Raw genomic sequence first — 25,986 nt, forward strand, 5'->3', positions numbered from 1 at the left:
GAAGAGGATAATTTCCTACGATATACATGTAAGCATTCTCATCAAATTTTGACGAAAATTCGTTAGGAGGGAGTAACAAACATGAGACGATTGAAAAGTACGGCCATCCTTATGAGTTCTGTTCTCTTGACCGGCAGCATGTTGGCAGCATGCTCCTTCAAGGGAGGATCGGATGCTAGCTCGGCCAGTCCGGCCGTATCTACATCTACATCTCAGCAAGCTTCTCCATCGGCGACTGCGGCAAAAGTTAACGAATTTGGGTGGACGGCCCCGGATAAGACGATCACTATCGATTATTATTCCGCTGACAAAGACAATCCTGACAAAGTCGCTAAGAAATTTAAGGCCATTCACGATTATTTGCTTAAAAACTTTAACGTAGATGTTCAGAAAACACAGTACGACGTCGATGGAAAGGAAAAGATGAACTTGATGCTAGCTTCCAACGACTATAAAGGTGTCATCTCGGCAATGGACCTCGATACGATGGACAAATGGAAAGCTCAAGGCAAGCTTATCGATTTGGCTCCGCTGGTGGATAAATACGGCCCTAACATTAAGAAAGAGCTGGGAGTAACATACAAATCATACTTGGATAAGGATGGTAAGCTTTGGGGACTGCCAAGAGGCTGGGGATACTTGCCGATTCCGGACTTCAGTGCTCACATCCGTTGGGATTGGTATACGGCTATGGGATCTCCAAAAATAGAAACGCCGGATGATTATTATAACGTGCTTAAACAAATGGTGAAAGACCATCCAACAAGCACATCCGGTAAGAAAGCGTATGCGATCTCCTGGAACGATCAACTTAAGATTAATAACGTACTAGGCATTTGGGGTCTAAAAGATGGTTACAAAGAAGATGCAAATCATAATTTGACGCACTGGCTGAACACCTCCGAGGGCCTTGAGGCAGCGAAGTATTTCAACCGCTTCTACCGCGAGGGTCTTATGGATCCGGACAGTTTCCTGAACAAATTCGACGACTGGAAGCAAAAGTTCTCCGACCAACAAATTCTTGGTCACATCGGACCTTGGTGGCAATCTTGGAACGCCGGCCACGAAGTATGGAAAACGACGATTCCGAACCTAAACGAGAACCAACGTTACGTGCAAATCGGATTGAAAGCGCCAGGTGCGGATAAAGCGTATTTATCAGCTAAAGATACGACCGGCTGGAACTTCACCGTTTTAACGGATAAAGTGAAAAATCCGGAAGACATTATCAAATTCCTGGATTTCGAAATCAGCCCGATGGGTACCCGTTTGTTAGGTTGGGGCATTCCAAATATGCCGAATTCTCTCTGGAACCACAATGCGGACGGCACTTGGTCTTTCAACGATTCCCAAAAGCAGCTCATGTTGTCGGGTAAATTCGAATACGACAAAGAAGATGAAATTACCGGCGACAACCAAATTTGGCTTGACCATCCTCAAGGCCTGATGAGAGACGATAATAAGAGTACGGCTTGGTACGACCAGAACTTCAACCAAGAAGACAAATGGAAAGCCCTCATGAATAAAAACCTGAAAGATACGGTTTATGACAACACGGCTAGAAAAATCGTGTTCGCTGCCGACAATCCGGTGACGATCAAAAATCAACAGGTTGAAGATTTGATCAAAACCGGTTTCGCCAAAGTGGTAATGAGCAAAATGGAACAAGACGCTGTTAATGCCTTTAACGACATGCGCGATAAAGCAAACAAGCTCGGTTTGAAAGACATCGAAGCTTTCCGCAACCAAGAGTACCAAAAAAATCTTGCATTGTTGAAGTAAATGTAGGAGAGTGGGGACGCTTTAATTCGCGTCCCCCTCTTGCTTTCTAACATTAGTGGAACGAGGTGTAAGCTTATGGTTGCTGTATGGAAACGGATGCGCAGAGAGCGGCAAATTTGGCTGCTATGCATACCTATGATCATCTGGGTGCTGATATTTTCTTATTTTCCGATGTACGGTTTGATTATTTCGTTCGAGAAATACATTCCAGGGAAATCCATGTTCGGAAATTGGGTAGGATTCGATAATTTCGTTCGTTTCTTTCATGAACCAGACTTTTTGCAAATCCTTCGCAACACGCTAGCGATCAGTGGTTTAAACTTGATTTTTGGTTTCCCCGCTCCACTTATTTTAGCTTTATTGCTCAACGAAGTTAAAAATAGCGCATTCAAGAAGACAATTCAATCCCTATCCTATGTCCCCTACTTTATTTCCTGGGTCGTCGTGGCGAATATTCTCTTCATGCTTCTCGGGAACGACGGGATATTGAATGATATATTGATGAAAATTGGCCTTATTAAAGAGCCGATGGAATTTTTAACTAATGGGAAATATTTCTGGACAATTTTAATTTCTAGTAATATATGGAAAGATATGGGCTTCTCAGCCATTATTTATTTGTCTGCAATTGCGGGCATTGATAAAGAACTTTATGAAGCCGGCAGAGTGGACGGTCTTGGACGTTTCGGTCTTATCCGCCATATTACGCTACCGGGCATTCGTTCGACCGCAGTGCTTCTGTTCATTCTGGCTATCGGTAATATATTGAACGCCGGATTCGAACAGCAATTGTTAATCGGTAATCCACTTACCCGTGATCATTACGAAGTTATTGACACTTACGTGTATCGATTCGGCGTACAGTTGGGCAATTATTCTTACGGTACCGCCGTCGGTCTAATGAAAAGTTTCATCGGTTTGACTTTGGTTGTCATCGCTAATCGTTTGTCCAGAAAGTATATGCAGTCATCTATTTTATAATTAAAGGAGGTATTCAGATGGATCAGCACCTTCGTGCTTCCATTCCTAATCGAATGGTGGATATTCTAGTTGTAGTTCTGCTGCTTTTGCTAGCTAGTATAGTGGTTTATCCATTTCTAAATCTTTTGGCGCTTTCTTTTAATGACGGTATGGATGCGGCACGCGGCGGAATCTACTTTTTTCCAAGGAAATTTTCGCTTACCGCATACAACATGCTGTTTCAGAACGGAAAGCTGCTCAAAGGTTTAGGATGGTCCGTTCTCAGGGTGTTTGTAGGCACGGGTACATGTTTGTTTGCGACCGGGCTACTTGCCTATATTATTAGCATTCGGACGTTCTCGGGCCGAAAATTCATGCGCCTCTTGTTTTTTGTAACGATGTATTTTAGCGGCGGATTAATTCCGACCTATATTCTAATGCAACAGTTACATTTGACGAATACGTTTCAGGTATATTGGATTCCGAGTTTGATAAACACCTACTTTATGCTACTCATGAATTCATATATTTCTGATTTGCCGGAAGCTTTATTCGAATCGGCCCGAATCGACGGAGCGAACGAGCTCAAAATTTACACACGCATCGTTATTCCAGTAGCTATACCGGTTTTCGCGGCGGTTTCCATCTATTCGGCTGTCGGACACTGGAATTCTTGGTTCGACGTCGTTCTTTATAACTTTAATGGAAAATATGATACGCTGCAGGTTTATTTGCAACGGCTTCTTCTTGAAGTGGAAGCAACTCAGCAAATTCGCGATGAGCAATTGCTTTTGCACAAGTTTCAAGGATTATCTCCTCAGACGTTGCGAGCTGCTACAACAATTCTGGTAACGATGCCAATTTTGTGCGTATATCCATTCCTGCAGAAATATTTTATCGGTGGACTAACGTTAGGATCCGTCAAATAAAACTAAATTTAATACATGTGGAATGGAATTAATTCCTGACTCCACTCATTTTCCAATATTTCATGTCGCAACGTAATCTTATCGGGCTCTAAAGAAAAGTTAGGATTGAAAGTATAGATAGAGAGGGTGGAAAGGATTGAAGAATCTGCTGAAAACAAATAAAAAAACAAAATGTGAATCGCCACTATCTTTTGATTCCTCGGTTACGTATTTGAACGATGGTTTTGAATGGGCGAAGAAACAAGCGCTTTATTATGTCCATCATGGCGAGGATCGCGTCGGGCTTTGGTACGAAGCGGCGCTGCCAAGGCGGCAATCGTTCTGTATGCGTGACATTGCTCACCAAAGTGTGGGAGCATCGGGTCTGGGCCTGCATCCCCACACGAAAAACATGCTTTACAAGTTTGCCGAAAATATAGCTGAATCACGGGACTGGTGTTCTTATTGGGAGATTCATAGAGATGACAAGCCAACGCCTGTGGATTATAAAAACGATCATGACTTCTGGTATAACCTTCCTGCTAACTTCGACGTGATCAGGGTGTGCTATGCACAATACTTATGGACGGGCGACAGTGATTATCTAAATCACCCTGTATTTGACCATTTCTATAGGCGATCTGTTGATGATTACGTTCGTGTCTGGGATAAGGACGGGGACGGTATTATCGAGCATCGCCCCGAATACGGCCGCAGGGGTATCGCTTCCTATAATGAGGTAGGACTGAAACCAGCCATCGGCGGAGATCAGATTGCAGCGCAATTTGCAGGGTATACGGCCTATGCCCGCATATTGCAGCTTAGAGGCGATAAAGATACGGCGATTGGACTACTCCGGAAGGCTCATGATCTAAGAGAATTGTATGAATCTTCTTGGTGGGACGAAAGCAACAGACGGTTTTATGGCGCGTTTCTGCAGGATCGCAGATACCTTGAAAATTATTATGCGGAAGGTAATTTCCTTCCTCTTTTATTTGGTATTATTAAAAATGATAACCAGCGAAGATTGGCGCTGGCTGATCTGATGAAAAACGGTGTAGCGAACGTGGAAGGTAAAACCTATCTGCCCGACATCTATTATCTAAATGGCTTGAAGGAACAAGCCTACAAAGAGCTAAGCGAACTGATGGATCCTGGACTTCACAGGAGAGAATATCCGGAAGTGTCTTATGCTGTCATCGGAGCAATTATTACGGGCATGATGGGCATTGCGGGCGATGGTCAAGGACTCGTATCCACTTTTTCCAATTTAACTGATGAGGTGAGCTGGGCGAAAGTGGAGAATGTGCCCATCCTTGATCGCAACATTAGTGTCGTGCATCGGGGGCTGATAGAAACGCAATTCACGAATATAAGCGGAGAATCACTTACATGGAAAGCTTCTTTTGCAAACGAACATGATGCCTTGGTATATCAAGGAGATCATCTCATACCGCAGCAGGAAATAGGTGCTGATGGATTGGTTCGCTCGTATGTTTTGCTCTCAGTCCAGTCGGGTCAAACCTGCACGATAACAACTGTAGTCTGAGGCAACCATTGGAGGTGACTCAAAGGATAAAAAATAGAAGCATTGAATTGCAGCAATCGCTTTTTCAACTGGCCTACGAGTACACTTCTGACGGGTTTACCTTTACTAATTTATCCGGTTATGTCATCAGGGGAGCCTGTCACTGAAACAAAACATTATGTTGCTTTGTGTCCACAACGTCAAGATTATGGAGGGGACGGGCGGAGCGTGGGAGAGAAGAATGAAGCATATGCAAAATATTTCGTGGGACAAAGTTACCTAAAAACGTTGGTTACCGGTCCTAAAGTTAATGTTGGAGTTGGGAACGTGACCTTTGAACCGGGTTGCAGAAATAACTGGCATATCCATCGAAATGGGTTTCAACTTTTATTAGTAACTGGCGGCGAAGGCTGGTACCAAGAAGAAGGGAAACCTGCGCAATTCTTACAAGCAGGTGATGTTATTGTAACCCACGACGGTGTAAAACACTGGCATGGCGCTACGAAGGATAGCTGGTTTGAACATATTGCAATCACTGCAGGTATACCGGAACGGCTGGAGCTAGTCTCAGATGAGGAATATAACAAACTTTAAGATATAAGAACACCAATTAACGGCAGCCCTCAGGCTTGCCGTTACTTCAACATTACGATTGTTCTGGACAATGCCGGCGGCAACAATAGAAAAGAAAAAAGTGAAAAAATACGAATACACAATACAGTTTTCAGTTTCTTTACCCGAAAGGTGGAAAGGGTATTCGATTATAAACAGTAAATGGGAAGGCCTTGCTATAGACGGAGAAACTGGTGAAAAAGTTGTAGCAACCGGCCCATTGATTTATATTCGAGATCCACAATGGACTGCACAAACGCCAAGGCAGGATATACCCATTATGGTATTTACACTAAGTCAATGGGACGCTCTTCAGCGAGGAGTATTTCACATTGGCGCAGCACCTATCGGACCATGCGAATTGGGGCGAAACGATACCTATGTTTTTGCACTTCCCGCACGTTACAACTATTCCTTCCCGCCTGGTTACGAAGAAGTGGATAAAATTTTAAAAAGCAAGCCACTTAAAGCATTAGAATCAAATTAATTTACTTTTTAGCCGAGAGCCAGTCAGTTAACACAGTAATTTCTTCAGGTTTGAGGGTGCCTTTAAAAGGCGGCATCCCATTTCCGCCGTTCGCAATCTGTGTTGCAATCTGATCCTTTGTTTTGATTGAACCTATTTTCCGTAAGTTAGTGTTCGGCCCCATTCTTCCTGCCAAGTCTGTACCATGACAAGCAATACAATTTCGGTTAAAGACAGCTTGCGCATCAACTGTGCCAGCAGCAGGGGTTGTCGTGCCAGCGTTAGGAACCGTTGCTCCTCCAGTGGATGGAGTTGTCGTTTCTTCTGTAGCAGGTGAAGGCCTTGTAGTTCCGCATCCCGTAAGTGCAAGAAGCAAATAAAAACCAATTAGCCAAAACCCCATTTTTTTCATATTTTTTACCTCCCATTTTTTGTTGCTTCATTAACGTTTACAAACAAGTTAATGACCAACAAGATTATGCTTAGAAGCGCCATGCTTCCGCCGATCCTGATGAGAGGCAATTTGGCTAACCCGCTAATTTCCACGTACAACCCGATGATCATGACCGGAAGACCGATATTATGCAGCCAAAAATGGCCGACGCCCAGCCGGCTTTTTGCCGCTTTTGGAAAAACGCAGTAGATGAGGCCGCTGATGGCTAGCGTCGAAAAACCGAGCAAATTGATGTGTGCATGGATGGTGGACATTTGAAAATTCAGCTTGATGTCCATGTAAATGCCTAACAGCATGCCGATAATCAAATAAATGCCTGCGATTCGAAGCCAAATGTACCCCTTCATCCTAGATCCTCCCTAAAAGTTAACATAATTTTTTACTCAATCATTAATGTGTACCAAAAATCTAATTCTATCCAATACAATAGAATATGTGCAAAAGGGTTGTGGTGCAAAGATTCCAAAGCGTGATAACATAGAGAAAAATGAAATCATGGGATGGGACGAATCAGTATGGAATCGAAAGATAATGTATTCAAATGGAAACATTACGAGGCTGGTATGATTCTATTAACCGTTAGATGGTATATAAAATATTGTTTGAGTTATAGAGATGTCGCAGAAATGATGAAAGAGCGAGGATTGAATATCTCTCATACTACGATCATGAGATGGGTCCATGAGTTCGGACCTGAAATAGACAAACGAATTCGCCCCTACTTGAAACCGACCAACGATTCATAGAGGGTCGATGAAACTTACATCAAAGTCAAAGGGAAGTGGAAGTATTTATTCCGGGCAGTCGATTCTGAGGGAAGCTCGATAGATTTCATGTTGTCTGAAAATCGTGATATTCATGCGGCGAAACGCTTTTTCAAGAAGGCGTTGTCATCGCCACACAATCAATCTCCACGTGTGATCACGGTGGATAAAAACCCTGCATACCCACCCGCAATAGATCAGTTAAAGGATGAGAAAGATCTGTCGAAAGAAATCATAATCAGACAAACAAAGTACCTTAACAACGTTGTCGAACAAGACCATCGGTTCATAAAGAAAATAACAAATCCTATGATGGGATTTAAGTCATTCCAGACAGCCGAAGAAACATTAGCGGGAATTGAAGCCTTTCATATGCTAAGGAAACAGCAGGTTGAAATATCACCTGCTATTTCCGTTGTTGAATGGATCAATAAATTGTTTGGATTGGCTGCATAGTTTATCCAATAAAGTAGGGTATACTTGTCAGTTTTATTATTTGCAACACAACCATTTGCGAGAGCCTGCGCTTTCGAATCACTGACGATGATTCACACGAATCGAGCGGTGGAAGTGCTCATTAAACAATATCGCGCCGCGCGCTGGTGTACGGATATGCATAAAGCGAGTACATTCCAATTAATTCATCGAACGGATTCATCGCTAAACGCAAACATCAAATAACGCAAAACCAGCTAACATCAAGTCACAAAAAGTCATTTACACGATAAATCGTGTATGATATATTATAAAAAACAAAATAAGAGCGCTTACAACAAGAGGGAGGACATTCCGGAATGGTAAATCCAGATTTAGCTAGTTTGAAGAAAAGAACGCTAAGACATTGGCAGTTGTATTTGATCGTTCTACTTCCGACGATTTTTCTCATCACCTTTAACTATGTACCAATGCTTGGTATCCAGCTTGCCTTTAAGGAGTTCAGTCCCGTCAAAGGTATTTGGGGCAGTCCGTGGGTAGGTGGCAAACAGTTCAACATGTTCTTCACCTCACCGTTCTTCTGGCCGGTAATCCGTAATACATTGCTGCTCAGTGTTTACTCCTTACTCATTGGTACGCCTGCAGCCATCTTTCTTGCCCTCGCTATGAACGAGGTACCAAGCCAGCGATTCAAGAAAGTCGTTCAAATGATAACGTACGCTCCTTACTTTATCTCTACCGTTGTACTTGTCGGCATTATCAACATCGTTCTTTCACCTAGCACCGGCATCTACGGGCAATTCGCTCACCTATTTGGCATCGAACAAGCTTATGATATTTTGGGTCAACCGAAGGCATTCCCGTCTTTGTATGTATGGTCAGGCGTGTGGCAGGAAACGGGCTACGGCGCTGTTATCTATTTAGCCTCGCTTGCGAACATCAATCCGGAGATGCATGAAGCTTCCAAGATTGATGGCGCTTCAAGACTGCAGCGGATCATCAACATCGATTTGCCTGCCATTCGCCCGACGATTATCGTGCTTCTCATTCTTTCCGTCGGCGGCCTGCTCAGTGTTGGATTCGAGAAGGTGTTCCTGCTGCAAAATATGCTGAATTTGGATGCTTCGGAAGTCATTTCTACTTATGTGTATAAGATCGGACTTGTGAATACAAATTACAGCTTTGCTGTTGCGGTGGGTCTGTTCAATTCCATCGTTGGCTTCATTCTTATCTTTACGACCAACCTGCTTGCCAAAAAATATTCTGACTCCAGCTTGTTCTGATTAAGGGGGAACATACTTGAACCAAGCAATACGCATTCGAGAAACATGGGAAGACCGACTACTCCTTACGTTCATTTACATTGCGCTCGGCATAATTACGATAGCCGTTGCTTACCCGATTATTTATATCATCAGCTCCTCATTCAGCTCATCGTTCGCTGTTTTGGGAGGTAAAGTCTGGCTCCTGCCAGTAGAACCAACGTTGTACGGCTATGCAGCAGTGTTCCAATATCAGCAAATTTGGAAAGGATACCTGAATTCTATTTTATATACTGGCGCAGGCTCTACACTTAGCGTCATGCTCACCATTATGATGGCGTATCCAATCTCGAGAAAAACGTTCGTTGGCAGAAATATACTCGTCTGGCTGCTGTTGTTTGCGATGTTGTTTAGTGGCGGACTCATTCCATACTATCTGGTCATACGCAATTTGCATTTGCTGAATACGGTTTGGGCGATGATCCTGCCTGGTGCGTTAAGCATCTTCTCGGTTATAGTGGCGAAGTCGTTCTTCCAATCCTCGATTCCGAACGATTTGTATGAAGCGGCACAAATCGACGGTTGCTCAGATACCGGATTTCTCATCAGAGTCGTGCTGTTTCTATCGAAGCCGGTTATCGCGGTGCTGTTTCTGTGGTCGGCGGTCGGCAACTGGAACTCATATTTTAATGCGCTGATCTTCCTGAATGACGCAAGCTTGTATCCACTTCAGCTCGTACTTCGAGAGATTTTGGTCAACAACAATGTGAACACGAGCTCGATGTCGCTAAGCGCAGAGCAGCTGAAACACTTTGAAGATATGAAAACGCTGCTAAAGTACTCAGTCATCGTCATCTCGAGCATCCCGGTTCTCATTCTTTATCCGTTTATTCAAAAGTATTTCGTGAAGGGGGTGATGGTAGGGGCTATCAAGGAATAGAACAGTCCCAATCGTAGGTCGTTTCAAAGACAATTAGGAGGGGTGTACATGCTTCGCATTAACAAAATGGTTTTCGTAGCAGCACTAATTAGCGTACTATTGGTCATTTCGGCATGCTCGTCGAACAACGAAAGCAATAATGGGGGAAGCAATGCGGCGAATAGTTCGGCATCCGGCAATGCAAGTGCTGTCGATCAAAATAAAGTCATCGACGTGTCCTTCTTCGCCGTACCAGGTAGCGATATTATTGACTTGAAAATGAACTGGTTCACTAACTATGTCAAAGAAAACTATAAGCTGAATATATCGTTCAACATCGCGCCTTCTAGCGATGCAGCGACGAAGCAATCGCTTCTGCTCTCGAGTGGCGACTATCCAGATGTATTCTGGAGCGGGAACTTCTCGCCATCTGACATTCTGAAGTACTCGAAGCAGGGCATTATCGTTCCACTCAACAAATATATTGACCAATACGCCCCGAACTTGGCGAAGGCGATCAAAAGCGCTCCTGGTCTGAAGTCTGCCATTACAGCTCCAGATGGCAATATATATGGCTTGCCAAGCTACAACACATGCTGGCACTGTTTTTGGTGGAACAAAGCATGGATCGACAAGAGTCTGCTAGAGAAATACAATCTGCAAATGCCTACAACAACCGATGAATTCGAGCATGTGCTGCAAGTGTTCAAGGACAACGGCATTACACCGTACACAGGATCTTCAGATAGCTACGATCCAATTCCTTACTTAATGAATGCATTCACGTACGATAATGCATCAGATTACTTTGACGTTCAGGATGGTAAAGTACAGTATGCACCTACGCTTGATGGCTGGAAGCAAGGACTTTCCTACCTGAACAACTTGTATAAGAAAGGCTTGATTGATAAGCAAGCGCTAAGCCAGAAGAGCGATATTGTTAATCAAATGGCGTCACAAGGCAAAGTCGGTATCGTTCCGTTCCTCTACAGCGGATCATTCATCGATATGGGTAGCCCAAAGTACAAGAACTGGGTTACGATTCCGCCGCTTAAAGGGCCGAATGGAGTGCAATATGCGGCTTTCAGCGGTAACAGCCCCAAAACACTCACCTTCGCTGTGACAAACAAAGCAACCGAAGAGAAAATCGTTCGTCTGATGAAGCTCATTAATTTCATTTATTCGCCGGAAGGCACGCAAATGCTGAACTACGGTCCGGAAGGCAAGTACTGGACGAAAGCAGAGAATGGCGTTAAAGGTCTGAGCGGTGAGCAAGCATTGTTTATTACACAGTCCGATAAGTTCTATTCTGCCGGTGCGAAGCAGAACGAAGGCTGGAACCAAATGGGTCCTGTCTTCCAGGACATGACGTGGAGAAATGGCTTTGTTAAAGCAGCTTCGCCATTCACAGCTGAAGGTCTGGAATCGCTGCTGCTTTTGGAAACGATGAAGAACTACGCAGGTCATCAGCCGAAGCAAGTATACCCTGGTGCGGTCTATATGGAAGATAAGCAGAACCAGAAGTTCGCTTTACTCAAGACGAACATTGAGCAGTACATGAAACAGTGGACGGCTCAGTTCATCCTTGGCAACAAATCGGTGGACAAAGACTGGCAAGAGTATATTGAAGGCTTTAAGAAGCTCGGTTTGGACGAATATTTGAAGATTTCGCAAGATGCTATGATTACGCCGTTCGATACTTCTGCATATCAGTCAGATTTGAAGACGGTTGAATTTTTATCGTCGTTAAAATAAGTAGATCAGGCAGTCCTGAGAGAGTATGGACGAGCGAATAGCTGACCTTACTCTTTCAGGATGCTCTGCTGAGCAAGCCATGCTGTCATCGCAATTCCGTTATGGCTGATTTCATTTCACTTTTTTGGAGGATGTTTTGTATGGCTCATCAACAATTGGTAAAAAGGCAACAATGGTTTGTCAATCAAAGATTCGGGATGTTCATTCATTTTAATAGCGCTACCTTCCAGTTTGCCGATACGGAAATCAAAGATTGGGAATTCGCGCATGAGAATAACGATGAGCCTAGAAGATTCCCATTCGATCCCAAAGACTGGAATCCAGACCAGTTGGATTGCAGCCAATGGGCACGAGCCGCTAAATCCGCAGGTATGAAGTTTGCCGCATTGACGGCGAAGCATCATGAAGGCTTCAGCCTGTGGCCAACCCGTTACAGCGATCATTGCGTAAAAAATTCCCCTTGCAAAACAGATATCGTAAAAGAATATCTCGATGCTTTTAGACAGGAAGGAATATCGGCCGGACTTTATTTCTCCATGCTGGACCTCCATCATCAGATTGGCAGGAAAAAATGCTCCCCGGAAGATAATCAATTTATCAAAAACCAGATCGAAGAACTGCTGACGGGCTACGGCGACCTACCGTTCCTGATCATTGACGGTTGGAACGCCCCTTGGGGAGGTCCTTATTTTGCGGATCTTCCGTTTAATGAAATCGACGAATTGGTGAAAAAGCTTCAGCCCGATTGTTTGTTGATGAATATCAGTGGAGAATCCGATCTGGACGGTACTGACATCGTTTTTTACGAAAATGCCGCCGGTCAGGAGATCGCCGACTTCTTTGCCGGCCCGGGCGCGAGTTGCAATATTTTGACGGACACCTGGTTCTGGAGAACATATCATCCGACGATGGAACAGAAGTCTGCTGACTGGGCACTTGATAAAATCGTGAATGCGAATAAGCATAACTGTAGTTTTTTGTTAAACGGTGCGCCTAATCAACACGGATTGCTAGATGCCAATGTTTTGGATCGCTTCAAAGAGATCGGAGAGAGATTCCACCCACCTGCGGATTTACAGACTTTGCCCAATAAGTGGCTATATCGGAAGTGAATTAACATTCGCTGAATGGAATCTGCGAATGGTGAGTGTCTTAAGGTTTTGAAGGCATAAAAAGGAAGAGGAAGATTCATTATGGGTAAAATGCTCTCCATCGCTGTGATCGGAGGTCCGGCGTACGATCCCTTATATCGGGAGCTTGATAAATTTCAGCAACAGACTGGAATCAAAGTGAACATCGGATTTAAGGGCTCTCATCCGGAGTTGAACCAACACCTGAGAAATAGGCATGAATCTGGCAGTGTCGGCTATGATCTTGTATCTACGCATACGAAATATGCTCCGTCGCAATCGTTTCTGATGCCTCTTGATTCCTTGTTTTCCAAATTCGAGCTTGATGAATTGAATCCAATGCTGAGGGAATTGGCAACGATCGGAGGACAACTGATGTCGTTTCCTCGAAACGTGGATGTTCGATTGTTATATTACAGGAGCGATTGGTTTGAAGAACTTGGACTCCAGTATCCCTTTACCTGGGAGCAATTAGTACAAGTTAGCCAGAAGCTTCGCAAAGCCGGTCGATTTGGATTCGTGTTTACCGGCAGGGAATCGGGCCTATTCGGAACCTTCTACGAGTTGTTGACTAGTGCTGGGGGGGAGCTGTTCGATGAACAGTTGCAGCCTGCTTTCGATTCTAATGCCGGCGAATGGGGCTTGAGTCTGCTTAGGCAGTTGTTTGAAGAAGGGTTGGTACCGAAAGAACTACCATCTTTTCATTACGATGAGGCTTCGTCTTTCTTTCGAGATGGACACTGCGCGATGGTGACGGACTGGCCGGGGTATTACAGCTTATATGCAGGGGCGGAATCTAAAATAGCAGAAAGGTTCGATTTGGCTCCGTTGCCTGCCGGACCGACTGGAAAAACCGCGGTTTACGGCGGAAGTCATTCGTTCGGGATTCCCTGTGATTGCAAGGAAAAGGAAGCGGCAGCCGAACTTCTGCGGTTTCTCGTCTCGGAGGAAGTACAGTCGGTCGATGCCGAACATGGACATATTCCAGTCCGCCCTAAGCTTCTTCAGAGCATGAAGCAATCGTCCTCCTCCGGCACGATTGAAATGAAGCGGTGGGACGCCTTGGAAAAAACTCTGCGGGATTTCGTCATCATTCCGCCGAAATTTCAAGAATATCCTGATGTGGAGGAGAAGTTGTGGCAGTTCATGCAGAAGGGCATTACAGGGGAACTATCTGTGAAGAACAGCCTGCGGGCGGCCTATGATGAGATTAGCAGGCTTGTGTCTCGTTACCGGAAGCCGTAACTAGTGACCGAGTCGTTCGACGGATATCGAGACTGATTTGATGATCTGCGTACACAGTCCGGGGATCGTTATATGCTTTGTTTATAGACAGACTATCGGATAGTAGATGCAAATATTCAAGTGATTTCATGTTGTGGAAAGGAGGAGCATCAGTGGTATTAGCGAATCATACAGCAATCGTTACAGGCGGTGGTTCTGGAATCGGCAAGGAATGCGTCCGCTTGTTCGCCGAGTCGGGAGCAAATGTCGTTATTGCGGATTGGAATGAAGCGGAAGCGAATCGAGTCGCCGAAGAAATTAATAATCAACATGCATCGCTAAACAGGTCTCCGCGGGCGATCGCTGTCCGAACAGACGTTTCGAAAGTGAAAGATGTGGAGCTATTGGTGGCGAAGACATTGGAAACTTACGGCGGCATAGACGTTTTGCTCAATAACGCCGCGGTAATTTTGCCGAAGCATTTGGAAGAAATTGATGAAGCGGAATTCGACAAAGTCGTCGCTGTCAATTTGAAAGGCGTATTTCTCGTCACCAAACATGCAATCCCGTTCATTAAGCGCAACCAAGGAACAATTGTGAACATGGCATCGTTAAATGGCCTTGTAGGACAGCGGCAAAATCCCGTATATGCCGCAACCAAAGGCGGGGTTATCGCCATGACCAAATCGCTCGCTTTGGATTATGCGGCCGATGGTGTCCGTGTCAACTGCGTATGCCCTGCTGGAGTTATGACGCCTCTGTTACAGGAATGGACGCAAATGCAAGACGATCCGGCGATGACGGTTCAGGCTTTAAATGACATGCATCCGTTAGGACGTCCCGCAAAACCGGAAGAAGTGGCGCAGGTGGTATTGTATTTGGCAAGCAGTCAATCGGCATTTATTACCGGAACGGCGCTTCCCGTGGACGGAGGCGCTTCCCTAGGTTATTAAATTCGCTACATTGGAGAGATGACAATGAAAATAACAAAAGTTGAACCGTTTGTGCTGCACGTTCCAATAAATCCGCCGATTACTGATGCCATCAACGTGGCAACACATTGGGGTCTGGCCGGCGTGAGGATTTTTACGGACGAGGGGTTTGTCGGTTACGGATATACGGGTACTTGCGCGCATGGGGACGACATGATCGTAGAAACAATCGAAAGGTATTATGCGCCCGAATTGATCGGCAAGGACCCATTTATGGTGAAAGCGATCTGGGATTCGCTTCGTTTTGGAAAGATGCATTGGATCGGCCGCTCCGGCATAACCCATATGGCCCTGGCTGCGGTCGATATCGCGCTTTGGGACATTATGGCGAAGGCATCCAATAAACCGCTGTGGCAGTATTTGGGCGGCCATAAGGAGAAGGGCATTAAGGCGTATAACACGAACGGCGGATGGCTCAACTGGTCAAAGGAACGGTTGCTGAAAGATGTTACAGACATTGTGGAACAGGGCTTCACCGGCGTCAAGATCAAAGTAGGCAAAACGGATCCGCATGAGGATTACGACCGGGTCAAGGCGGTCCGGAAGGCGATCGGCGACGAGGTCATTTTCATGATCGACGTGAACCAGCAATGGAATATCAACACGGCAATGACATGGGGCAAAAAGCTCGAGGAGTTCGATTTGTTTTGGTTGGAGGAGCCGTTGAATCCGGATGATATCATGGGGCATAAAAAATTGGCGGACGCGTTGAACGTGCCCATAGCGCTTGGCGAACATGTTTATAACAAATACGCTTTCCGGGATTACATTCATTCCGGCGCGATTGAATATTGCCAGGTCGATGTTACACGAGTGGCTGGTATCACCGAATGGCTTCAGGTAGCGGGACTGGCCGCTTCTTACGACATTCCGATTTGTCCGCATGTAGGGGATATGGGGCAGATTCATCAGCATCTGGTCGCGGCAACCCAGGGATCGATCATGCTGGAATACATTCCGTGGATTCGGGACATCTTCGTAGAGCCGGCGACTGTCCGGAACGGCCACTACATCCTTCCCGAAATGCCCGGTGCATCCACGGAGATTATTTCAAAGTTTTTCGACGAATACCGCGTTCGCTAACCTACGATAGGGGCGCATATTACTCGAAGGTAAATTCGCACCAGCAGGCAGCTATGAAGTATGAAGGCACATGCCAGGTGAAGGGAAAGTACAAGCAGAATAAATTTAGAAGTTTCGACAATAAATTTATCTTCACGTTACGTCCTCTCATGAAATAAATTGGATATCGTTTAAAGGGTCATTTAGAGTACCATTTAAGGAATTTGTAGACTGAATTAGAGTTTATTTTTCTAAAATATAAATTAATTTTGGAGAAACCGGTTAAAAAACTATTAAAAAGCTCTGGTTCTTAAAAAAGGGCAAATTAAAGCAGACCCAGGAAAACACACCTAGTTCACTCGGTTCAACATTTTTATATTCTCAAACCCTTTAAGAAACCAGGCTAATCTGGGTTTAAACATTCCAATTAGAGCGAATGTAATTAATAATAATCATTCAATCTTTTCTATCTATACAATCCCTTGGACATGATTAAAAAGAAGCTGATGGACCAATTAGTATCAAAGAACAGCTAAACCTTGCGATCCAAAATACGGGTAGTGGGTCGAAGCGGCAACCTGCAATCTGACTAGACTACCATCATCTTTGATATTAAATACTGAGACTGTGCCCTGATTACCGTTAAGGGTGTAAAAATTGTATCCATCTTTACTCACTCCAGCATCTATTGGCAGGCCAGTAGGTGTGCCTTCTGGTGTACTGGTAATATGCCCGACAATTGTCAGCGCTCCGCTGCCATCTATAAGGTAAGTGGATATTGTGCCACTAAGGGTATTGGTGGTATATGCAAAACGTTCATTCCTCGTTGTTGTAACCCAGCAAGCTGTCTTCTGGCCGTTCGGCACTGAGCCACTGATAACATTAAGAATCCCGTTGTCGCTCACTGAATATGATGACAGCGCGCTAGATTGTACCTCCGTAACTAAAAGGAGTCCTGAGGATAAGAAACAAGAGCCCAACGGTCTCATACCATTAGAATCGTTAATGATTGGTCCTGTAACTGTACCATTTTCATTAATATGGAATACACTGAGACGGTTTGTAGTAAACTCAGATACGACGATTTTACTACCATCAGGAGTGAATAAAACCTGGGCTGGCTGAGCATTGATTATACTAAAAGAATGGTTGGAGCACGGAATATGAGTAAGACGTCCGTTATTATCTATGCGAAAACCAGTGATATTGGATGCAAAATTGTTAGCGGCATTACCTACATTGGAAACATAGAGAATATCACCGAACACATCTATGCTATTTGGCTGAGCACCTTCCGATGGCTTCACATCGGCGAGAATGGGTGCTCCGCTGTCGGTTATGACGAAACTACTGATACTATTGCTGCCTGCATTAACTGCAAAAAGGAAACGTCCATCACGTGACAAAGTTAGTGAGCCTTGTGATGAAAGGGGAGCGATGCCATCATTTGGTGCTACAGGTGTCACTATCCTTGTACCCGTACCTCTTCCATATGTTGGGTAGGAACCCATAAAGGTGAGTATTCCCTTCGTGTCCCGGTAAAAAGCAATGACTTCATTCATTGCTTCCCTATTGGTCATAATGTAAACCATCCTCGGCATTTTATGACTCTCCTCCTTCAAGCAGTTCTTTGCTCTTTCCGGAAATTTTTGGTGGGGTTATTTCCACATGGTTCATTGCTCCGCTTTAAATTATGCTAACGTTTAATATTATTCATCAGAGCCTAGAACAATACCCCCGCAGCAAGTTTGTGGGGGTATTTGTATCGTGACCTGGTGGTGGATAGTTTATGAAAAAACCGAAAAATCGCCAAATTTGTTGCCAAGATGAATCGGTAGAAGTATATTCGCGAACAGGTTTGACGATAGCTGGTTGCGGTAACCAGTTTATAGACTTTGTCCAAGCCTGGAGAAGTATTCTTTCGTAAATTGACGAAAAGCTTGTGCGGCTACGGAAAGATACCGATCCTCCATCCAATGCAGCTCGATAATGCGCTTGCATTCCGGATGTGTAACACGAAGCAAAACAACGGAAGAGTCGGTGGTGCCTTTCCATGTGATTGCCGGGACAAAGGCTATTCCTTGGCCCGCACGAATCAATCCTCGTACCATTGCCGGGTCGTCACTTTCAAAAATAATGCGCGGCTTAAATCCGACTCGTGCGCAAAAAGCATCCGTTGTTTCACGAAGGCTGTTTCCTCGCTTTAACGTAATAAAACCATCTTCCGCTACATCGGACAAACGAACTGTTTTCATCGAAGCAAGGGGATGCGATTCTGGCACGGCCAGAAAAACCTCTTCCCTGAGCAGCTCGATTTGTGCTGTACCACTTAACTCAACCGGCGATGAAGTAATGCAGAAGTCGAATTTCGTTTGAGTAGGATTTCTAAAGTGCTGCAAAAGATGAAAAGTAACGTCGGGATGAATGAAACGAAATTCTCTTAACAGATCCGGCATGATATGAGAGGCTACATCAAAACTTAAATGAAGTGTCCCTATCATTCGGCCGTTTGCATCTTCAAGTTCCCTGCGACCGTCCTCTAATGCGCCCAAAGCGACTTCCACACGTTTTAAAAACATGGTTCCAAAATGGTTTAACTTGATGTGCTTTCCTTGACGGTCAAACAACTTTACTCCCAAGTCCTTTTCCAGGATAAAAATCATTTTACTGAGTGCCGGTTGAGAGATATGAAGCTCTAAGGCGGATTTACTTATGTTCTCGGTTCGGGCTACATGCCGAAAATATTGTAACTGCGATAATTCCATAAACGCCCCTCATATATATATTTAGTTATATAACATATGTTAATTTATATATTTCACATTATACATATACGAGAGTTAAAATGAAATTGCAAGCGTTTTCTAAAACTTGTATAAAAGACGTTCCTTAGCAGGCTTTTGTCCTGTAATCCGTTATGGAGGTTGTAGATGTGGCGGAACAATGGCAAGAAGAGCACAAATGGACAAAGAGACGAGATGATAAGAGCCGCCGCATGAGCTCGGTGAAATCATGGCTGGATGGTCCCATCCTTACGACGGATCGTATTATCGATGCAATGGAATCGTTGATTTGTCCGGGAGATAGGGTAGTCTTAGAAGGAAACAATCAAAAGCAGGCCACCTTTCTTTCAGGCGTGCTCTCCAAACTGGACATCGGTAAAGTAAACAACCTGCATATGCTCATCAGCAGCATCTCCCGACCTGAACATCTTGATATCTTCGAAAAAGGCATTGCGCGCAAATTGGATTTTTGCTACGCGGGACCCCAAAGCTTGAGGATTTCGCAAATGATGGAAGATGGCTTGATCGATGTCGGCGCTATTCATACTTATTTGGAATTGTACGGCCGAATGTTTATCGACTTGATTCCTAATATCGCCTTGGTCGCCGCAGACAAAGCAGACCGCGCCGGAAACCTTTATACCGGACCCAATACGGAGGAAACCCCGACGATTGTGGAGGCGACGGCTTTTTCCGACGGGATTGTCATCGTACAGGTCAATGAAATCGTGGATATGCTGCCCAGAGTGGACATTCCAGCGTCCTGGGTAGATGTCGTCGTGGTAGCGGAGAAGCCTTATCAGCTTGAGGCATTGTTTACAAGAGACCCGCGTCTCATTACGGAGACACAAATCCTAATGGCCATGATGGCGATACGCGGCGTCTATGAGAGGCATCAAGTGCTGTCGCTCAATCATGGCATCGGATTTAATACAGCAGCTATCGAGTTGCTGCTTCCTACGTACGGAGAAAAGCTGGGGCTGCGAGGGAAGATCTGCAAGCATTGGGCGCTGAATCCGCATCCTACCCTTATCCCGGCTATTGAGAGCGGCTGGGTAGAGAGTATCCATAGCTTTGGCGGGGAAGTCGGTATGGAAGCATACGTTGCCGCCCGGCCGGACATTTTCTTCACAGGACGGGATGGCAGCCTCAGATCGAACCGTGCTTATTGCCAAATGGCCGGGTTGTACGGTGTCGATCTGTTCATTGGGTCAACGCTCCAAATGGATGAAGAAGGTAACTCATCCACTGTGACTTTGGGAAGACTAGCAGGGTTTGGCGGAGCGCCTAATATGGGCAATGATCCTCATGGGCGTAGACATTCGTCTCCGGCCTGGCAAAATATGATTACCAATGATGGTCCTATCGTCCGAGGAAAAAAACTGGTAGTCCAAATGTTTGAAACGTTCCAAAAGGGTGACCAGCCGACATTTGTAGAGTCCTTGGATGCAATCGCAGTAGGGCAGGATGCAAATTTGCCTGTGGCTCCGGTTATGATTTACGGAGATGACGTCACTCACGTGATTACAGAAGAAGGAATCGCCTATTTGTATAAAGCGAACAATTTGGAAGAGCGCAAGTTAGCTTTGGCTGCCATCGCCGGCGTTACTCCACTGGGACGTAATCATAATCTGTCTCTAAACGAGCGATTACGGGAAGACGGTTTGATCGCGTTCCCGGAGGATTTGGGTGTTCGCCGTACGGACGCCAAGCGGTCATTACTTGCGGCTAAAAGTGTTGAAGAGCTTGTGGAATGGTCAGATGGGCTTTATAAACCGCCGGGAAAATTTCGCAGCTGGTAGGTGAAAGATCATGTTATGGAGAAATGCGGAACAATGTGGACAGTTGCTGGCCGACATTGCCGTAGCCGCATTATTAGATGAAGCTATGTTGACTCCTAAGCCTGGTTTGGTAGATTTCAAGTCCTCGGGCAGTCATAAGGATATGGACGTTTCACTGATGCTCGCTTCAGCTCGATCGCTGCATAGCGCTTTTGCGGCAATGGGCCTAGCAGCTTATGGCCGAAAGCCGACACAAGAGCTGAGGGAAACGCTGGCAAGGATAGGGCGAGAAGGAGAACGCCATATGCTGCAGACGACTGGAGGCATAAATACGCATCGCGGTGCCATTTGGGCTTTAGGCTTGCTGACTGCTAGCGCGGCTATTTGCAGCATCGGCGAAACCCCGGAGAGAATAGCTGACATAGCTGGGACCTTAGCTCAATTTCCAGACCGCTATGCGTTAACGCCAGGCTCAAATGGTGCAAGAGTTATGCAAACATATGGTGTAAAAGGTGCCCGTGGAGAAGCGATGGATGGATTTCCGCATGTTGTGAAGGTCGGACTCCCCGTGTTGCGAGACTCCCGCAGGCGCAGTATCCCTGAGGAGCAAGCACGATTGAACGCATTGCTTGCGATTATGGCCTGCCTAGACGATACTTGTTTGATTCATCGTGGGGGCATGGAAACGTTACGGATAGCAAAGCTTGGTGCGCGGAAAGTGCTCGATTTCGGCGGAGCCTCTTCCGTCTCCGGATGGGAAGCGCTGCAACGACTGGATCAAGATCTTCTTGTGAGAAATGCTTCACCCGGCGGTAGCGCAGATTTGCTGGCCGCCACGCTGTTTTTGGATTGCCTCAGTATCACATCGCTGCAAGTCGAGAAAATTGGGGGGGATATTTTGCATGGAACTGCTGACGTTTCAGTATAATGCCAAGCTATCCATCTCCCGAAACGCCCATGTTGGTGTGGCAGGGTCGGGAGACTTGGAAATCCTGATTGAGCCTGTGGCAGGACGGACAGCTCAAGTTCAAATCCGTACGCAATCAGACGGATTTGGCGATACGTGGAAAGCTGTCATGAATCGATTCTTTCAGAGGTATGAAATAGCTGCTCAAATAGAAATAAACGATTTTGGGGCTACACCTGGGGTCGTCTCTTTACGATTAGCTCAAGCTATAGAGGTGTTGGAATCATGACTACAAACATTAAGGTCAGAGATAGTTTTATCGAGCTAAGTGCGAGAGAGCGAGCCAAGTCGGTTCTCGATGCGGGCACATTCAGGGAGCTGCTGGGTCCATTCGAGAAGATGGAATCCCCCCATCTTGTATCTCAAGGAATCGTACCGCAGAGTGATGACGGAGTTGTCATTGGAAGAGGTACGATCGAAGGCCAGTCAGCAGTTATTGCTGCAATAGAGAGTGATTTTCAGGGTGGCGGAATCGGTGAAGTGTCAGGCGCGAAAATCGCGGGGGCACTGGAATTGGCTCTCCAAGACAATTTGCAAGGTATACCCACTCGTGCTGTATTGCTTCTGGAAACAGGTGGAGTCAGGCTGCAAGAGGGCAACTATGGCTTGCTCGCGATTGCGGAGATACACGCGGCAATTGTCGCATTACGCCGTTATCAGCCTGTAGTGTGTGTCATCGCCGGCATGTTGGGCTGCTTTGGGGGAATGTCCATTACGGCCGGACTTTGCAGTGCGTTAATCATGACCCGACAAGGCAGGCTTCAATTAAATGGGCCTGAGGTGATCGAACAGGAAGCCGGAATTGAGGAGTGGGATTCGCGAAACCGACCGTTGATTTGGCAAACCGTCGGCGGCGAACAGCGCTATGAAACCGGAATGGCTGATATGCTTATTGAAGATGACGTTGATAACATTCGTCATTCGGTACGATATGTCTACAAGAACAAATCGCTTGCTAATCCTCGCAGTGCTCAAGTCAATGCGTTTCTTTCACGGCTAACGGCAATCGGAACGGAGCTGACGATCCGCCCGGAAACACTTAGAACTTTGTGGAGCCGGACTCCTCTTGATGCCGATGAAAAGCAGCTTGAAACATTGGAAGAGCATTGGCGCCAATCAACACCAGATAGCTCGTTAAGCAGGGGTAGAACGTGGTTTCAAGCATTGACGGGAAATGGGAAACCGCTGCAAAACGGAGCTCCCTCTGTTCTTTGCGCAGATTCGGATATCGGGAACGAGCGGGTGCGTTATATTTCTGTTATTCCGAATACGAACAATCGATTTTATCGCGCCCGAAACGGCGAAGTAGGCCTGGATGAAGGCTGGACGATTGCCCGTTACGTTCGTCAAGCCATAGAAGAAGATAAAGACGGGAAACACCGGGCGATTGTGGCTATCGTCGATGTTCCTAGTCAAGCTTATGGGTATCGCGAGGAAATGTTAGGCATTTACTTGGCATGCGCGGCTGCGGCGGATGCATACGCCAGCGCACGCCTGGCGGGGCACCCTGTAGTTGCGCTAATTGTTGGAAATGCCATATCCGGTGCTTTTTTAGCACATGGATTGCAGGCCAACCGCTTAGTCGCGCTGAACGACCCCGGTGTATCGGTACAGGTTATGTCCAGGAAATCAGCGGCAAGAGTTACAAAAAGAAGTATGGAAGATCTGGAGGCAGCGGCCAGAGAGATCCCTGCAATCGCTTATGACATCGAATCGTTTGCAACCTTGGGTGCCTTGCACAGTTTGACCGGCGGCATCAACGCTGACCAACCGACGCCAACCGATATAGATAAGGTTAAATGGGAGCTGTTGACGGACGCCATTTCGGCTTCACGGGCATGTCCGTCGGACTTGGGCAGCCGTCTTCTGTCCGAGGAAGCCAAGAGAAATCGAAACGCCTCTATCACAGTCCGTTCTAAATTAGCGGATCAATGGAGGTAAAAGTTCACGATTTGTTAAAGGTGGAATCCGTGAGCTGTCTCGTTAGCGATATTCCGATTCCGGATTGGGTACATAACACTTTGGAACGGGCAAATTGGGTAGTTGTTCGACGCGATGTTATAAAGGGTGGAATGGTGCCGGTAGGTATTCGCGGGAGTACGCGCAGCTTACGTTTTCCAGCCTATTTACCAATGGATGCGATATTAGAGAAGGTTGAACCGGAGCTTCTCGTTTCTCAATTGAGGTGGAAAACAAGTCCACGGAGCTCGAAGATGAAAGCGTTGGAGATTCTAGATGAGCTGACCGCGTTCTATTCGTCCTATGCCTTTTCGTGGGGACCAACCGGCAGCATTGGATTTGAACTAGCTACCGGATTTCTTACAGTCCACGAAGGAAGCGATATCGACATTGTTCTCCGCGCGCCGAAGCCTTTGGAAAAAGTGTCTGCGCAGGCTCTAATCAATTTCCATGAGCAATTTCCGGTTCGAATAGATGTTCAGCTTGAAACGCCATTTGGCGCAGTCTCACTAGTGGAATATGCGAGAGCTGCAGGCTCCATTCTGCTCGAACGAGTTTGGGACCTTGTTTAGTACAGAATCCTTGGGCAGGAGGTGAAGGGAATGACTGTGGCTTTCATATTTCCGGGTCAAGGCTCTCAATTTCCCGGCATGCTGCAGAGTCTGCCCGTACACCCTGCTGTCGAGGCAACCATGGATGAAGCGTCGTCAATCCTCCAGCAAGACGTGCTTTCCTTACATAATTCCGCTGCTTTGTCTTCAACCGTTTCAGTGCAGCTCGCTCTTCTCGTATCGGGAGTCGCTGCGGGTCGCGCGCTGCTGCAGGATGGTGCGTTACCCGATTTCGTGGCAGGCCATTCGGTAGGAGCGTTTAGTGCGGCTGTAATTTCGGGAGCGCTTGATTTCAGGGATTCATTATATCTGGTCAAATTACGCGCCAGTCTGATGGAGAATTTCTTTCCTTCCGGGTATGGAATGGGGGTCATTGTTGGCATACACGAACAGAAGGTACGTTCCATGGTGGCAGCTGCATCTAAACAGGATAAAGAAGTGTTCATCGCTAACCTCAACAGTCCACAACAAATCACCATTGCTGGCAAACTCGAACATCTCGAAAGGATGCTGAGCGAAGCGCGTGCGATCGGAGCGCGTAAAGCCGAGCTTCTCCATGTTCCGGTTCCTTCCCATTGCAAGCTGCTCAACCCTGTTTCACATCAATTGAAACGGTCTATGGAGTCGATTGAGCTCAAGGATCCTAGATTTCCTTATATAGCGAACACGAACGCTCGATTATTGCGAAAGGCGGCCGCGATTCGAGATGATCTTGCTTGCGGAGTAGCTAACATTGTACATTGGCATAAAGCTACGACTCTTTTGAGCGAGCTTGGTGTTCGTTTATTTCTCGAAATGCCACCCGGTCATATACTAACGAGCCTTGCTCATCAGGCATTGCCGTCTGTCCAATCGATAGCGTTGGAAAAGACAAGGCTCGATTCGGCAGTTTACTTGGTTAACCGGGAGCATGGATATGATAGAGCTTAATGTAGTGAAAACCCTTCAAACCATTCTATAACAAATTGGTAGCGCTTGCAGTGTGTTTGTGTTCAACAAAATAGGAGGGATTTATTAATGGTTATTTATGGAGTCGCCTTATTATCGATCAGCACGCTAGTAGGAGTATTTGTAGGGGAATTATTAGGTAAGTTACTCGGCGTTAATGCCAACATTGGCGGGGTAGGCATCGCTATCTTACTGCTATTGCTCATTACGGATTATTTGAAGAAAAAAAATAAACTCACGTTAACATCCCAAGAAGGGTTAAAGTTTTGGAGCGGCATGTACATTCCCATTGTAGTAGCTATGGCAGCACAACAAAACGTATTAGCGGCATTAAAAGGCGGCCCGGTGGCTATACTTGCAGCCATCTCGAGGCCACTGAAAAAGTCCAGCAAAGGTACAGATTTCCTCAATTTTTTGAGGAGGCTGTACCTTTTTTTCTGTATAATTAAGGTATTATACTTAGCGGGTGATTACGATGATCAAAAACCAACAGTCGATGATTTTAAGTCCATATATGGAGATTTACAACTTAGTTGTTCCCAAGGATAATTTACTGAGACAGATTGAAGAACTCGTTGACTTCTCGTTTGTATACGATGAACTGAAGAGAAATTATTGTTTGGATAACGGTCGAAACGCTATCGACCCTATTCGTATGTTTAAGTATTTATTACTAAAATCTAT

General features: G+C 45.8%; 25 protein-coding genes and 2 pseudogenes. 23 read left to right on the forward strand and 4 right to left on the reverse strand.

Annotation, left to right across the window (positions count from 1 at the left end; genetic code table 11):
- Positions 1–81 precede the first annotated feature (81 nt).
- The 6 genes from BLT91_RS19280 to BLT91_RS19305 all read left to right on the forward strand — a co-directional run bounded on the left by BLT91_RS19280 (position 82) and on the right by BLT91_RS19305 (position 6,277).
- Positions 82–1,782 carry a type 2 periplasmic-binding domain-containing protein gene (locus BLT91_RS19280; RefSeq protein WP_090823870.1) on the forward strand — a complete coding sequence of 567 codons (1,701 nt, stop codon included), beginning with the start codon at positions 82–84 and terminating at the stop codon, positions 1,780–1,782.
- Between the two features lie 75 nt (positions 1,783–1,857).
- The gene (locus BLT91_RS19285; protein WP_254777026.1) at positions 1,858–2,763 is read left to right on the forward strand and encodes an ABC transporter permease; all 906 of its coding nucleotides are present in this window, start codon (positions 1,858–1,860) and stop codon (positions 2,761–2,763) included.
- Between the two features lie 17 nt (positions 2,764–2,780).
- Positions 2,781–3,671, forward strand: a complete 891-nt coding sequence (locus BLT91_RS19290; RefSeq protein WP_090823872.1) for a carbohydrate ABC transporter permease — start codon at positions 2,781–2,783, stop codon at positions 3,669–3,671.
- Between the two features lie 136 nt (positions 3,672–3,807).
- On the forward strand, positions 3,808–5,199 hold the full coding sequence (locus BLT91_RS19295; protein ID WP_090823873.1) for a hypothetical protein: 1,392 nt from the start codon (positions 3,808–3,810) through the stop codon (positions 5,197–5,199).
- Positions 5,200–5,406: 207 nt separating this feature from the next.
- Positions 5,407–5,772, forward strand: coding sequence for a cupin domain-containing protein (locus BLT91_RS19300; RefSeq protein WP_217635250.1), 366 nt, complete (start codon positions 5,407–5,409; stop codon positions 5,770–5,772).
- Positions 5,773–5,842: 70 nt separating this feature from the next.
- Positions 5,843–6,277 carry a hypothetical protein gene (locus BLT91_RS19305; protein ID WP_217635251.1) on the forward strand — a complete coding sequence of 145 codons (435 nt, stop codon included), beginning with the start codon at positions 5,843–5,845 and terminating at the stop codon, positions 6,275–6,277.
- Between the two features lies 1 nt (position 6,278).
- On the opposite strand, the gene BLT91_RS19310 is transcribed toward BLT91_RS19305, so the two are convergent.
- Both BLT91_RS19310 and BLT91_RS19315 read right to left on the reverse strand, forming a co-directional pair.
- Positions 6,279–6,668 carry a c-type cytochrome gene (locus tag BLT91_RS19310; protein WP_090823875.1) on the reverse strand — a complete coding sequence of 130 codons (390 nt, stop codon included), beginning with the start codon at positions 6,666–6,668 and terminating at the stop codon, positions 6,279–6,281.
- A gap of 5 nt (positions 6,669–6,673) precedes the next feature.
- Entirely contained in the window at positions 6,674–7,057 is a 384-nt protein-coding gene (locus tag BLT91_RS19315) for a hypothetical protein (protein ID WP_090823877.1), read from the reverse strand.
- 168 nt (positions 7,058–7,225) lie between these two features.
- On the opposite strand from BLT91_RS19315, the pseudogene BLT91_RS19320 reads away from it, so the two are divergent.
- The 9 genes and pseudogenes from BLT91_RS19320 to BLT91_RS19355 all read left to right on the forward strand — a co-directional run bounded on the left by BLT91_RS19320 (position 7,226) and on the right by BLT91_RS19355 (position 16,274).
- Positions 7,226–7,930 (forward strand): annotated as a pseudogene (locus tag BLT91_RS19320) (IS6 family transposase).
- A gap of 24 nt (positions 7,931–7,954) precedes the next feature.
- Complete coding sequence (locus BLT91_RS30815; protein WP_141225036.1) at positions 7,955–8,155, forward strand: hypothetical protein; 201 nt, start codon at positions 7,955–7,957, stop codon at positions 8,153–8,155.
- 113 nt (positions 8,156–8,268) lie between these two features.
- Positions 8,269–9,192: an ABC transporter permease gene (locus BLT91_RS19325; RefSeq protein WP_090823879.1), complete on the forward strand. Its 924-nt coding sequence runs from the start codon at positions 8,269–8,271 to the stop codon at positions 9,190–9,192.
- 16 nt (positions 9,193–9,208) lie between these two features.
- Positions 9,209–10,111, forward strand: coding sequence for a carbohydrate ABC transporter permease (locus BLT91_RS19330; RefSeq protein ID WP_090823881.1), 903 nt, complete (start codon positions 9,209–9,211; stop codon positions 10,109–10,111).
- A gap of 48 nt (positions 10,112–10,159) precedes the next feature.
- A complete protein-coding gene (locus tag BLT91_RS19335; RefSeq protein WP_090823883.1) occupies positions 10,160–11,845 on the forward strand; it encodes a type 2 periplasmic-binding domain-containing protein in 1,686 nt (561 codons plus the stop codon).
- A 140-nt stretch (positions 11,846–11,985) separates the two neighbouring features.
- Positions 11,986–12,957 carry an alpha-L-fucosidase gene (locus tag BLT91_RS19340; protein ID WP_090823885.1) on the forward strand — a complete coding sequence of 324 codons (972 nt, stop codon included), beginning with the start codon at positions 11,986–11,988 and terminating at the stop codon, positions 12,955–12,957.
- A gap of 81 nt (positions 12,958–13,038) precedes the next feature.
- A complete protein-coding gene (locus tag BLT91_RS19345; RefSeq protein ID WP_090823889.1) occupies positions 13,039–14,220 on the forward strand; it encodes an ABC transporter substrate-binding protein in 1,182 nt (393 codons plus the stop codon).
- Positions 14,221–14,372: 152 nt separating this feature from the next.
- Positions 14,373–15,152: an SDR family NAD(P)-dependent oxidoreductase gene (locus tag BLT91_RS19350; RefSeq protein WP_090823891.1), complete on the forward strand. Its 780-nt coding sequence runs from the start codon at positions 14,373–14,375 to the stop codon at positions 15,150–15,152.
- Between the two features lie 24 nt (positions 15,153–15,176).
- Positions 15,177–16,274 (forward strand): mandelate racemase/muconate lactonizing enzyme family protein, encoded by a 1,098-nt coding sequence (locus BLT91_RS19355; RefSeq protein ID WP_090823893.1) that lies wholly within the window; start codon positions 15,177–15,179, stop codon positions 16,272–16,274.
- A 500-nt stretch (positions 16,275–16,774) separates the two neighbouring features.
- Here the strand turns inward: BLT91_RS19355 and BLT91_RS19360 are convergent, their stop codons facing one another.
- Positions 16,775–17,854 (reverse strand): lactonase family protein, encoded by a 1,080-nt coding sequence (locus tag BLT91_RS19360; RefSeq protein WP_090823896.1) that lies wholly within the window; start codon positions 17,852–17,854, stop codon positions 16,775–16,777.
- Positions 17,855–18,139: 285 nt separating this feature from the next.
- Positions 18,140–19,018: a LysR family transcriptional regulator gene (locus BLT91_RS19365; RefSeq protein ID WP_090823898.1), complete on the reverse strand. Its 879-nt coding sequence runs from the start codon at positions 19,016–19,018 to the stop codon at positions 18,140–18,142.
- A gap of 152 nt (positions 19,019–19,170) precedes the next feature.
- On the opposite strand from BLT91_RS19365, the gene mdcA reads away from it, so the two are divergent.
- The 8 genes and pseudogenes from mdcA to BLT91_RS19405 form a co-directional block, all read left to right on the forward strand.
- Positions 19,171–20,838, forward strand: a complete 1,668-nt coding sequence (gene mdcA, locus BLT91_RS19370) for a malonate decarboxylase subunit alpha (RefSeq protein ID WP_090823901.1) — start codon at positions 19,171–19,173, stop codon at positions 20,836–20,838.
- 10 nt (positions 20,839–20,848) lie between these two features.
- The gene (locus BLT91_RS19375) at positions 20,849–21,745 is read left to right on the forward strand and encodes a triphosphoribosyl-dephospho-CoA synthase (RefSeq protein WP_090823903.1); all 897 of its coding nucleotides are present in this window, start codon (positions 20,849–20,851) and stop codon (positions 21,743–21,745) included.
- Positions 21,720–22,013, forward strand: coding sequence for a malonate decarboxylase subunit delta (locus tag BLT91_RS19380; RefSeq protein WP_090823905.1), 294 nt, complete (start codon positions 21,720–21,722; stop codon positions 22,011–22,013). The genes BLT91_RS19375 and BLT91_RS19380 overlap by 26 nt, the downstream gene beginning before the upstream one ends.
- Positions 22,010–23,725, forward strand: coding sequence for a biotin-independent malonate decarboxylase subunit beta (locus BLT91_RS19385; RefSeq protein ID WP_090823907.1), 1,716 nt, complete (start codon positions 22,010–22,012; stop codon positions 23,723–23,725). Before BLT91_RS19380 ends, BLT91_RS19385 begins: the two co-directional genes overlap by 4 nt.
- Positions 23,716–24,315: a malonate decarboxylase holo-ACP synthase gene (locus BLT91_RS19390; protein ID WP_090823908.1), complete on the forward strand. Its 600-nt coding sequence runs from the start codon at positions 23,716–23,718 to the stop codon at positions 24,313–24,315. The genes BLT91_RS19385 and BLT91_RS19390 overlap by 10 nt, the downstream gene beginning before the upstream one ends.
- Positions 24,316–24,345: 30 nt before the next feature.
- A complete protein-coding gene (gene mdcH / locus BLT91_RS19395; protein WP_090823911.1) occupies positions 24,346–25,284 on the forward strand; it encodes a malonate decarboxylase subunit epsilon in 939 nt (312 codons plus the stop codon).
- An 87-nt stretch (positions 25,285–25,371) separates the two neighbouring features.
- On the forward strand, positions 25,372–25,851 hold the full coding sequence (gene madL / locus BLT91_RS33955) for a malonate transporter subunit MadL (protein WP_090823913.1): 480 nt from the start codon (positions 25,372–25,374) through the stop codon (positions 25,849–25,851).
- Positions 25,778–25,986 (forward strand): annotated as a pseudogene (locus BLT91_RS19405) (IS5/IS1182 family transposase); the annotation flags it as partial. The gene madL and the pseudogene BLT91_RS19405, both read left to right, overlap by 74 nt.

The sequence above is a fragment of the Paenibacillus sp. yr247 genome (assembly GCF_900103825.1).
In the GTDB taxonomy this organism is placed as follows: domain Bacteria; phylum Bacillota; class Bacilli; order Paenibacillales; family NBRC-103111; genus Paenibacillus_E.